Origin of the sequence: Pseudomonas sp. SbOxS1, assembly GCF_013416725.1 — a bacterium.
In the GTDB taxonomy this organism is placed as follows: Bacteria; Pseudomonadota; Gammaproteobacteria; order Pseudomonadales; family Pseudomonadaceae; genus Aquipseudomonas.
This window is the reverse complement of sequence record NZ_JAAVXC010000026.1, coordinates 328,403-338,604: the sequence shown is the minus strand read 5'-3', so window position 1 is coordinate 338,604 and position 10,202 is coordinate 328,403. Positions and strand designations below refer to the sequence as shown.

General features: G+C 60.7%; 8 protein-coding genes. 5 read left to right on the top strand and 3 right to left on the bottom strand.

Annotated elements, in window-relative coordinates:
- Positions 1–163: 163 nt before the first annotated feature.
- From HFK74_RS22505 to HFK74_RS22495, 3 genes are read left to right on the top strand one after another with little or no spacing between them, the layout of a single operon-like run.
- A complete protein-coding gene (locus HFK74_RS22505) occupies positions 164–823 on the top strand; it encodes a paraquat-inducible protein A (RefSeq protein WP_180205398.1) in 660 nt (219 codons plus the stop codon).
- A complete protein-coding gene (locus HFK74_RS22500; RefSeq protein ID WP_008055603.1) occupies positions 810–1,433 on the top strand; it encodes a paraquat-inducible protein A in 624 nt (207 codons plus the stop codon). Before HFK74_RS22505 ends, HFK74_RS22500 begins: the two co-directional genes overlap by 14 nt.
- On the top strand, positions 1,426–3,729 hold the full coding sequence (locus HFK74_RS22495) for a PqiB family protein (RefSeq protein WP_180205384.1): 2,304 nt from the start codon (positions 1,426–1,428) through the stop codon (positions 3,727–3,729). The genes HFK74_RS22500 and HFK74_RS22495 overlap by 8 nt, the downstream gene beginning before the upstream one ends.
- 179 nt (positions 3,730–3,908) lie before the next feature.
- Here the strand turns inward: HFK74_RS22495 and mksF are convergent, their stop codons facing one another.
- Genes mksF through mksB form a run of 3 tightly spaced genes read right to left on the bottom strand, consistent with a single transcriptional unit; the run spans position 3,909 to position 8,726 of the window.
- A complete protein-coding gene (mksF, locus tag HFK74_RS22490) occupies positions 3,909–6,755 on the bottom strand; it encodes an Mks condensin complex protein MksF (protein ID WP_180205383.1) in 2,847 nt (948 codons plus the stop codon).
- A complete protein-coding gene (mksE, locus tag HFK74_RS22485; protein ID WP_180205382.1) occupies positions 6,752–7,459 on the bottom strand; it encodes an Mks condensin complex protein MksE in 708 nt (235 codons plus the stop codon). Before mksE ends, mksF begins: the two co-directional genes overlap by 4 nt.
- Positions 7,449–8,726 (bottom strand): Mks condensin complex protein MksB, encoded by a 1,278-nt coding sequence (mksB, locus tag HFK74_RS22480; protein WP_180205381.1) that lies wholly within the window; start codon positions 8,724–8,726, stop codon positions 7,449–7,451. The genes mksE and mksB overlap by 11 nt, the downstream gene beginning before the upstream one ends.
- Positions 8,727–8,945: 219 nt before the next feature.
- Between mksB and HFK74_RS22475 the strand changes: the two genes are divergently transcribed.
- Positions 8,946–9,686 carry an energy transducer TonB gene (locus HFK74_RS22475; RefSeq protein WP_180205397.1) on the top strand — a complete coding sequence of 247 codons (741 nt, stop codon included), beginning with the start codon at positions 8,946–8,948 and terminating at the stop codon, positions 9,684–9,686.
- Positions 9,679–10,131, top strand: a complete 453-nt coding sequence (gene rimI / locus HFK74_RS22470) for a ribosomal protein S18-alanine N-acetyltransferase (protein ID WP_007978046.1) — start codon at positions 9,679–9,681, stop codon at positions 10,129–10,131. The genes HFK74_RS22475 and rimI overlap by 8 nt, the downstream gene beginning before the upstream one ends.
- The last annotated feature ends 71 nt before the right edge of the window (positions 10,132–10,202 follow it).

Genomic DNA, 10,202 nt, shown 5'->3' with positions numbered 1-10,202 from the left:
GGTCATCGTCAAGATTAAATTCCAAAACCCCTATCTGCGTATGCAGGTAGGGGTTTTGTCTTTTGCCGAAAGAAAATCACGATGACTCGTGCACAAATTGGCACAGTTATTTTCGGTTCAGGGCACTAGAATAGGCCCAACCTTTTCGGAGTCAGAGCGTTATATGCCAGATCCGGTTGACGCCTCAAGGCTGTCAGAATTACCGCTGAACGATTTGGTGGCATGCCACGAGTGCGACTTGCTGATGCGCAAGCCCAAGCTCGACCATGGCGAGAAAGCCCTGTGCCCGCGATGTGGTTACGAGCTCTATGCCCATCGATACAACGTCGTGCAGCGCAGTCTCGCCCTGGTTATCGCGGCACTGCTGTTGTATATCCCGGCGAACTTTTTACCCATCATGCAACTCAATCTGCTCGGGCAATCGTCGCAAGACACTGTCTGGAGTGGGGTTGTCGGGCTTTTCGATACCGGCATGCAAAGCGTTTCAGTCATTGTGTTCCTGAGCAGCATGGCGATTCCGCTGCTCAAGCTGCTCTGCCAACTGGCCGTGTTGCTGAGTATCCGTTTCGACGTCGGACGTAGCTACGGCTTGCTGCTTTACCGTATTTACCACCATTTACGGGACTGGGGGATGCTTGAGGTTTACTTCATGGGCGTACTGGTCGCGATCGTCAAGCTGGCAGATATGGCAGCAATGACCATTGGCCTGGGCCTGGCGTGTTTCATTGGATTGTTGTTGGTTCAGGTCTGGCTGGAGGTTGTGATGTCGCCTCACCAGATCTGGCAGGCTTTATCAGGAGAGGATGCCCATGCGGGCGATTGATGCAGGCATTCTGATTTGCGCCGAATGCCATGAATTGAACAAGCAGGAAGCTGATACCGATGAACAGGTCTGTACTCGCTGCGGTGCGCTGGTGCATGCCCGCAGTCCCAATAGTGTGGCGCGGACCTGGGCGTTGCTGATCACCGCCGCCATTCTTTACATACCGGCCAATGTGTTGCCGATCATGACCGTGAGCTCCCTGGGCAAGGGTGATCCCAGCACCATCATGTCCGGTGTGATCCAACTGGTTCAGCACGGCATGATTCCCATCGCCGCTGTGGTGTTTATCGCCAGCATTGTGGTGCCCACGTTCAAACTGGTGGGTATCGCCTTGCTGCTGTTTTCCGTGCAGCGTCACCAGCCACTGTCGGCTCGCCAGCGCATATGGATGTACCGCTTTATCGAGTTCATCGGCCGCTGGTCGATGCTCGATATCTTTGTGATCGCCATCCTGGTGGCGCTCGTGAATTTTGGACGGCTTGCCACCATCGAAGCTGATCTGGGCGCCATTGCGTTCGCCAGCGTGGTGATTCTGACGATGCTTGCCGCAGTAACTTTCGATCCCCGACTGATTTGGGATAACACGGAGTCGGACGACGACCATGACTGATCTGCCTACAGCTAAAACCCGACCGGCTTCGAACTGGTCGGCCATCTGGGTGTTGCCCCTGATTGCCTTGATCATTGGTGGCTGGCTTGGCTGGCGCGCCTACACCGAGACCGGTATCGAGGTTCAGGTACGTTTCGAAAGCGGCGAAGGCATCCAGGCCAACAAGACCGAAGTTGTCTACAAAGGCATGCCGGTCGGCAAGGTGAAAGCCCTCAAGCTCGATGATGAAGGCAGCTCCAAAGGGGTGATCGCGACCGTCGAGATGAACAAGGACGTGGAGCAATACCTGCGCACCAGCACGCGCTTCTGGCTGGTCAAGCCGAGCGTGACGCTGGCCGGCATCACCGGGCTGGAGACGCTGGTCTCGGGTAACTATGTCGCGATCAGCCCCGGTGAGGGCGAGCCTGCCCGCAAGTTCAAGGCCCTGGCCCAGGAACCGCCGCTGTCGGACGCCCAACCCGGCCTGCACCTGACGATCAAGGCTGATCGCCTGGGCTCGCTGAACCGTGGCAGCCCGGTGTTCTACAAGCAGATCAAGGTCGGGCAGATCAAAAGCTACGTGCTTTCCGAGGACCAGAGTACGGTCGAACTCAAGGTCTTCATCGAGCCGACCTACGCCAAGCTCGTGCGCAAACACACGCGTTTCTGGAACGCCAGCGGCATCAGCATCGATGCCAACCTGTCCGGTGTGAAAGTACGCAGTGAGTCCCTGGCCAGTATCGTTGCCGGCGGTATTGCGTTTGCCACGCCTGAAAACCGCAAGGACAGCCCGCCGACCGATCCGAGCCTGCCGTTCCGCCTTTATGAGGATTTCGATGCGGCCGCCGCCGGGATCAAGGTCAAGGTCAAGCTGAGTGACTTCGAAGGTTTACAGGCTGGCCGCACGCCGGTGATGTACAAAGGCATTCAGGTCGGCACCCTCAAGGCGCTCAAGGTCGATCCCGATTTGTCCGGTGCCAGCGCCGAGCTGACCCTGGATCCACTGGCCGAGGACTACCTGGTCGATGGCACTCAGTTCTGGGTGGTCAAGCCGTCGATTTCCCTGGCCGGTATCACCGGCCTTGAAGCGCTGGTCAAGGGTAACTACATCGCCGTACGCCCGGGGGACAAAGGCGCCGCGCCGCAACGTGAGTTTGTCGCACGGCCCAAGGCGCCGCCGCTGGACTTGCGTTCACCGGGCCTGCACCTGGTGTTGTTCACCGATACCCTCGGCTCGCTGGATGTCGGCAGCCCGATCCTCTACAAGCAGGTCAAGGTGGGTTCGGTACAGAGCTATCAGTTTTCGCGCAAAAAGAAACAGCTGGTGATTGGGGTTCATATCGAGAAGGAATACGAAGACCTGGTCAACGCCTCGACGCGGTTCTGGAATGCCAGTGGCATCACGTTGACGGGCGGGCTGACGGGCGGGATCCAGGTCAAGAGTGAATCGTTGCAAAGCCTGATGGCCGGCGGCATCGCCTTTGAAACACCGGAGGCCAAGGCGCCCCTGCAGAAGCGCATCCCGCGTTTCCGCCTGTTCGACAACCATGAGCAAGCCAACCAGAAAGGCGCGATGATCACCATCAAGGTCGACCGTGCCGATGGCCTGCGTACTGGCACACCGATCCGCTATAAGGGGTTGGATGTCGGCAAGATTGAAGACGTGGATCTGAGTGAAGATCTGCAGTCGGTGCTGCTGACTGCGCGTATCGATGAGGTTCCGGAACGCATCGCTCGCGTTGGCAGTCAGTTCTGGGTGGTCAAGCCCGAACTGGGGCTGATCAAGACCTCGAACCTGGAAACATTGGTCACCGGGCAATACATCGAGGTGCAACCGGCAGCGAAGAACCTGGGGCCGCAGAAGAACTTCGTGGCGCTGGCCAATCCCCCGGAAACTGCCAAACAGGAAGCCGGTTTGAGCCTGGTGTTGAGCGCTCCTCGCCGTGGTTCGCTGAAGGCGGGTGTACCGGTGACGTATCGCGAAATCACCGTGGGCAAGGTTACAGGTTATGAGTTGGGCCAGACGGCTGATCGTGTGCTGATCCGCATCCTGATCGAGCCAAAGTACGCGCCATTGGTTCGCAGCGGCACGCGCTTCTGGAACACCAGCGGTTTTGACTTTGATGTTGGCCTGTTCAGGGGGGCGACGGTGCGTACCGAATCGCTGGAGACGATGATTCAGGGCGGTGTCGCCTTCGCTACGCCAGACGGTGAACGCATGGGCAACCCGGCGCGACCGGAGCAGACATTCCCGCTGTTCGACAAGTTCGAAGAGGAATGGCTGACCTGGGCGCCGAAGATTTCACTCGGCAAGTAGTTTATTGGCGGCTGTGATGCCGCCTTCGCGAGCAGGCTCGCTCCCACAATGGATTTATGTACACCGCTCCACTGTAGGAGCGGGCTTGCCCGCGAAGAGGCCCTGAAGAGCACTGAAAGCCCCACAAAAAAGGCCGCGATCCATTGGAGCGCGGCCTTTTTCGTATCTAACGGTTCAACTCAAACCGCATCCAGCTCCGGCTCCGGCTCATCCGCTTCAACACTCACAGTCGCCTTCACCGGCTCATGACGACGAATGTATTTCCAGTCGTCCTCATCGATGTAGATGCCTGCCGGGCCGCTGCCACCTTCCAGGTCGATGGCGACACTGGCGCAAACCTGTGGCTTCACACTGGCCAGGATTGGCACGAAGCCCAGCTGCAGACTGGTTTCCAGCAACGCCGCCTGGTTTTTCTCGTCGATGTCCGCGGCCTCGTCGAGGTAGTAGGGCAAGCGCACTCGCCCGGCCAGGTCGCGGTCCATCAAGTGCAGCAACAAATACATGTTGGTCAGCGCCTTGATGGTCATGGTGGTGCCGTTGGACGCGGCGCCGTCGATGTCGGTGTGGATCACCGGTTGGCCGTTAACCTTGGTGATCTCGAACGCCAGTTCGAACAAGTCCTTGAGGCCGAGCTGGTTGTGGTTCGCCGCCACCAGCCGCGCCAGGTATTCCTTGGCCTCTTCGTTCTTGTTGTCCTGCTCGGCGCTCTGGCTGAGGTCGAAGACGGACAGGGTCTCGCCTTCTTCGTACTGACCGGCGCTGTGGATGATCTGGTCGATGTGCTTGAGTGCTTCCTTGTTCGGCGCGAGCACGATGCGGAAGCTTTGCAGGTTGGACACCTGGCGCTTGTTGATCTCGCGGTTGAACAGCGCCAGTTGGTGCTCGAGGCTGTCGTAGTCGCTGCGGATGTTGCGCAGGGTCCGGGCGATGTCGGTAACGGCCGCGCGCCGGGCCTTGCCCAAGGTCAGGGCTTCGTCGGTGCGGTGCGCATAGGCGTTGATCAGCAGTTGCAGGCGACGTTCCATATCGTCTTCGCTGTCGAACTTGGCCACGCCCTTGAGGCGCACTTGGGCGTACAGCGCTTCGATCTGCCCGTCGGCTCGCAGCAAGCCTTGCCAGCTGTCCTGATAGTCGTTGAGCAGCGGCAGCAGGTTGTCCATGGAATCGTCGACCGGATCCATGAACGGCGTACCGAACGGCAGATCCGCCGGCAACAGCTGTCGGCGGCGCAGGGCATCGTCGAGGGTGCGTTGCTTGGCTTCCATGTCACCGATCTGCCGGCCCACCAGTTGCAGCTTGGCGGACAGTTGCTGGACGCGTTCGGTGAAGGCATCGCTGGAACGCTTCAATTCGTCCTGGGCGGCTTCCATCTGCGCCAGCTGCTCCAGCTTGTCGCCTTCTTCGGCGCTCAGGGTCTGCGCGCGACGGAAGTCTTCCAAGGCTTTCTGGGCATCCAGCACCTGCTGGTACAGCGCTTCGGTCTGGGTCTTGCTCGCGGCGCGGTCGGCCGCCACGGCTTGCTGGGTTTTCAGTTGCTTGAGTTCTTTTTCCAGGCGCTCTTTCTGGTCGCGCAGTGCGGCGCGGTCCGCCAAGGCTTGCAGGGCCGGTGGCTCGATGTGCGAGATGTCGATGGACAGTCCTGGCACTTCGAAACGCTCGCCCTTGAAACCGTCGAGGATCAGCTCCACGGATTTCACCCAATCGCCGTTGTCGTCGAGGGCAATGCCGTGCTCGCCCAGCGGCAGGCTGAACAGTGCGCTGTTGAACAGGCGCATCAGGCGCTCGACGTCCTGTTGCGAGAACTCCTCGCGCAGGCGGGCGTAGCTGTTGTTGTCGGCGTGGTCGAGTTGTTGCTTGACCGACTTCAGGCGTTTTTCCAGGTCGCGCAGGCGTTCTTCCAGGTCCTCGGCACTGAACTGTCGCGACTGCGCCAGGGCACCTGCCAGCTCGTCGTGGGCGTCCTTGGCCGCGAGCAGTTGTTGCTCGAGCACCTTGACGTCATCGACCAGGGCAAAGCGATGCTTGAGCACCGCCAGCTCGCCGAGCCAGCGCTGGATGCCAGTGATTTCCCGCTCCAGGCGCATCAGCTCCTGGGTGCCGCCACGCTGATCGTTCTGCAGGGCGTCCTGCTCGTGGCGATAGTGCTCGGCCTGGATGGTCAGCTCTTCCTTGCGGGCACTGGCGTAGTCCGACCAGGTGCCGAGCAGGGAGTCGAGCAGCGGCGAGATCCGGTGCAGCTTGCCACGCAGGATGTCGCGCTGTTTCACGCCGTTGGCCAGGGCCTCGACCAGCGGCCCGGCGGCCACCAGCGAGTGGTAGTCCTGCTCCATGCGTCGTACATCGCGGAAGGCTTCTTCGCACGCGGCGATGTAATCGACACTGCCGGAGCGCAGGCTGTGCTCGAAGGCATCGAGGAACAGTTGCTTGAGCTTGGCCGCGGTGATTTCACGCATGTGCAGCAGGTTGATGAACAGTGCGCGGAAGGTCTTCAGGCTCTGCTCGCTGGTGGAGCGTAGCGGAATCAGTGTCAGGTCCAGCGGGATCGAGGTGTGCCCACCGACCAGCAGGCGCCGCAGTTCATCGGGCTTGAGCTCGTAGGCTTTCAGGCCTTCGCGTTCAAGGTTGCTGAACAGTTCTTTCTGGCGCAGGCAGGTGTCGTTTTTCTGGTAGTGGGCCAGGTCCAACTGGCCGGCATAGGCAAAGAACTGGTGACCGAAGCCGCCACCCGGGCCGCGTCCGACCACGCCGATCACGTGAGGCCCATGGGGCAGGTTCACTTCCACCAGGATGTAGCTGGTGTCGGAGGCGAAGTAGAAGCGCCGGGATTGCTCCAGGCTGTACTTGCCGAAGCTCATGTCCGACATGCGCGCCAGGATCGGGAACTGCAGCGCATTGATCGAAGCGGATTTACCGAGGTTGTTCGCGCCATAAACCGACAGCGGCTCTTCCAGCGGGAACAGGCCGAGGCTGTAGCCGGCGGTGTTCAAAAGGGCAAAGCGGCGGATACCGTAGCGTTCCTTGCTCATGCGTCGAGCTCCTGTTCTTCGGCAATGGCGCGGGCGAGGGCGTCTTCTTCGCTTTCGCTGTCTTCTTCAAACTCCGCCAAGTCGAGCGGGTCGTCGGTCTGCAGCAGTTTTTCGTCGCTGTCTTCGTCGATCAGCACCGGTACCGGCAACGGCAGGACGCTGTGCAGGCTGGCGGCCAGATCGCGATCCTGTTGCACCGACAGGCACACATCGAGGAAACGGTGCATCGGCGGCAGGAAACGGTACACGCCGTTTTCTTCGCCGGCGAAGCCAAGCTGGGTCATGCGCCGCATGATTTTTTCTTCCAGCTCATCCTGGGTCTGCACTTCGGCCTGGATGAACAGGTCGCGGTACTTTTCCAGCAGCGATGGCAGTTCATCGCGACCGAGGCTGCCGCCGTCGAGCACGGCGATCGGGTCGCGGCCCTGGTCGGCCAGGTGCTCGACGAGAATGAAGGTGAACAGTGCCAATCGTTGCGCGGTTTTGTTTACTGCTGCAGCGGCGAGGTCCGGCACGAAATAGTAGAAACCACGGGTGTCACAGACCAGTTCAAAACCCAGGGCCTTGAACAGCGTGCGGTACTGGTCCTGGAAGTTCGACAGCTGCGCATACAGCTCGGGATCGCGGCGGCTGACGTGGTAGCCCTTGAACAGTTCGCGAAAAATCGGAGCCAGCTGGGACAGTTCGGATAGATCAAGATGCATGTGGGATGCTCGCAGAATTCTCGGTGGCGTCATCGCCGGCCGAGAGCAGGGCGAAGGAGCGCAGGCTGACCTGGTGCTCGTGTGTGAAGTAGTCGCGGCGTTCCAGGCGTTCGCGCTTGAAGCGTTTTTCCCGGGACAGTCGCGAGAACCAGTACAGCAATTCGTCGGTGGCGCCGTCCGGCTCCTGCTCCAGCAGCCAGGTCATCAGGTCCGGCATTGGCAGGGCGTCTTCGCAGCGCTCGAGCATTTCCCGAACGGTGCGTGGCGCACGCGGGGCTTCGCCTTTCTGGGTCTTGTGGGCCTTGGGGAAGCGCGCCGGTTTCGGTTCGAAACGGGCCAGGGCGTAAACGTAGGCCTCGACCTGGCTGGCACTGCCGAGGAAGGTGCTTTGCGGGCGCGTGAACAGCGGCATTGCCGCCTGCGGCACGGCGTCGATGCCTTTTCGCCGGATGGCGGCCAGGGCCAGTGCCGCGCCACGGGTGACGGCGTTGTGGCGACGTGCCTCTTCACGCAGCGGCAGGAGCAGTTCGCGCGCGTGACGCAGGGTCAACTGGGCACTGGTCTGCATTTCGAGGATGCGCGCGTGAGTACGCAGCAACATGTCGTCATCGACCAGATGGCCGAGGCGTTGTTGCTCGGAGAGCATCTTCAACAGAACGGTTTCGACCTTGCGCACGCCTTGTTCGAAGGCGCCGTCGGCGTTCACCAGATCAATCATCGGCTCGACGTATTCGTCCCAGGTCGCCAGTACCTCGGCGTAACGCTGGCGCAGCGGAATCTGTCGGTCGCTGGTTTTTGCCCTTTCGGCGACGGCCACCAGTGCCTGTTCGTCGTTATCGAGCTTTTTCAGTACATCGCGAACCCGCATGTCGAGCAGGCGTAGCTGGCGCGCCAGGTCGTTGCCATCGCGGATGTCGAAGGCGTCCTGGATGTAACCGGCCAGGCGCTCGAGATGGCGCAGATAGGCTTCGATTTCCAGGCACAGGCCCAAACGGTGTTCACGGCGCAGGTAGGCGAGGAAGTCGTGAATTTGCGCGTTGAGCTCGAAACGGTTCGGGCTTTTCGCCACCGGAACCAGGATATCGAGGCGAATCCACACGTCCAGCAGGCTGGTGATGTCCTGCTGCGTACTGTCGAGTTGCTGGGCGGCCAGTTGCGTGCGCAGTTCGTTGAGGCTCAGGGTGCCTTGGTCGAAATGCTCACACAGTGGCTCCAGAAGTGCCCAGTGTTCAGCGAGGGCGCGCAAGACGCGCTTGGGTTCGATCATCGGAATGGCCAGCTGGTTGGCGATTAAAAGCCGCGATTGTACTGCATCAGGCGCGATGCGATTCACTCTCGGGACGGGCTGTCGCTTTTTCTATCAGTGAAGTTATCGATCAACAGCGCGCGATCTTCAGCTAAGGGCGGTAGAATCTGCGCACTTTAGTTATCCACAAGTGGCCGACCTTTGCTTATCGAGTCCCGTCGTCGCGCTTATTTGAACGCCATGCAGGTGGTCAACTGGCTGCCGCGCACCGAATTGCCCTTTGCCGCCCCGTCGCGGCCCGAGCTGCTGGAGCCCCCCGAGGCGCTGGTCGAGGCTCCCGTGGCGCCTGTGCCGGTGGTCAAGGCGCCCGTTACGCCTGCGGTAAAACCGGCCGAACGGGTGAAAATCGAGGTGCCGCGGCCATCGCTGGCGAGTACGCGCACTGGCGCAACACCTGTCGTCGAGGAGGCACCGGTTGTCGCCAGGGTCGCGCCGGTGCCGCCGCCGCGCTTTGCCCTGCAATTGCTGCGAGCCGGCCGCTGCCTGCTGCTGGTGGAGTTACCCACAGGCGAATCCTTCCAGGCGCGCGACCCCGCTTACCTGTTGCTCAAGGACATGCTGCGCGCCGCCGGTCTGCCGGACAGTCCGCAGATCGTCGGCGAGCCGGTACGCTGGCCGCTGCTGGTGCGTGGGACGATGGACCAGGGCCCGGAGGCGGCCCGTGACTTTGTGCAAGGTTTCCTCTCGGTGCGCATGGAAGAAGCGCCATGCGCCTGCCTTTGGCTGATCGGCCTGCCCGCGGTGCGGTTTGCCGGTGAGGCGGATGCCGAGGCGTTCAACCGCGAACTGCAGATCGAAGGTCTGGGCTCGGCGTGGGCGGTACCGGGCCTGGAATTGTTAATGGAAGAGCCACAGCGCAAGGCCGCCGTGTGGCAAGCCATGCGTCGGCTGATGGCGCGCTGGAAAGAATCGAATGAGTGACGCTGTATCGTTCCGCCCGATGACCGAGGCGGACCTGGAAACTGTTCTGAAGATCGAATATGCGGCCTACAGCCATCCCTGGACCCGCGGGATTTTTCTCGATGGACTGGGCAAGTATCAGATCTGGCTGATGTTCGAAGGTCAGCAGCAGGTGGGCCATGGGGTGGTGCAGATCATTCTTGACGAGGCGCATCTGCTCAACATCACCGTCAAGCCGGAAAACCAGGGCCGAGGCCTGGGTTTGACCTTGCTCGAGCATTTGATGTCGATCGCCTACAAGGCCGATGCCCGGGAATGCTTCCTGGAAGTGCGTGACAGCAATACCGCGGCGTTCAAGTTGTATGAGCGGTATGGTTTCAACGAGATCGGGCGTCGACGTGATTATTACCCAGCGGTGGGCGGACGCGAAGATGCGGTGGTCATGGCCTGTACGTTAGTAGATTGAACATCAGAAGCATCGCGAGCAGGCTCACTCCTACACTGTGGGAGCGAGCCTGCTCGCGATGGCAATATTAG

Coding starts and splice junctions, on each gene's coding strand:
- HFK74_RS22505 (WP_180205398.1), top strand. CDS start 164: ATGCCAGATCCGGTTGACGCCTCAAGGCTGTCAGAATTACCGCTGAAC.
- HFK74_RS22500 (WP_008055603.1), top strand. CDS start 810: ATGCGGGCGATTGATGCAGGCATTCTGATTTGCGCCGAATGCCATGAA.
- HFK74_RS22495 (WP_180205384.1), top strand. CDS start 1,426: ATGACTGATCTGCCTACAGCTAAAACCCGACCGGCTTCGAACTGGTCG.
- mksF (WP_180205383.1), bottom strand. CDS start 6,755: ATGAGCAAGGAACGCTACGGTATCCGCCGCTTTGCCCTTTTGAACACC.
- mksE (WP_180205382.1), bottom strand. CDS start 7,459: ATGCATCTTGATCTATCCGAACTGTCCCAGCTGGCTCCGATTTTTCGC.
- mksB (WP_180205381.1), bottom strand. CDS start 8,726: ATGATCGAACCCAAGCGCGTCTTGCGCGCCCTCGCTGAACACTGGGCA.
- HFK74_RS22475 (WP_180205397.1), top strand. CDS start 8,946: ATGCAGGTGGTCAACTGGCTGCCGCGCACCGAATTGCCCTTTGCCGCC.
- rimI (WP_007978046.1), top strand. CDS start 9,679: ATGAGTGACGCTGTATCGTTCCGCCCGATGACCGAGGCGGACCTGGAA.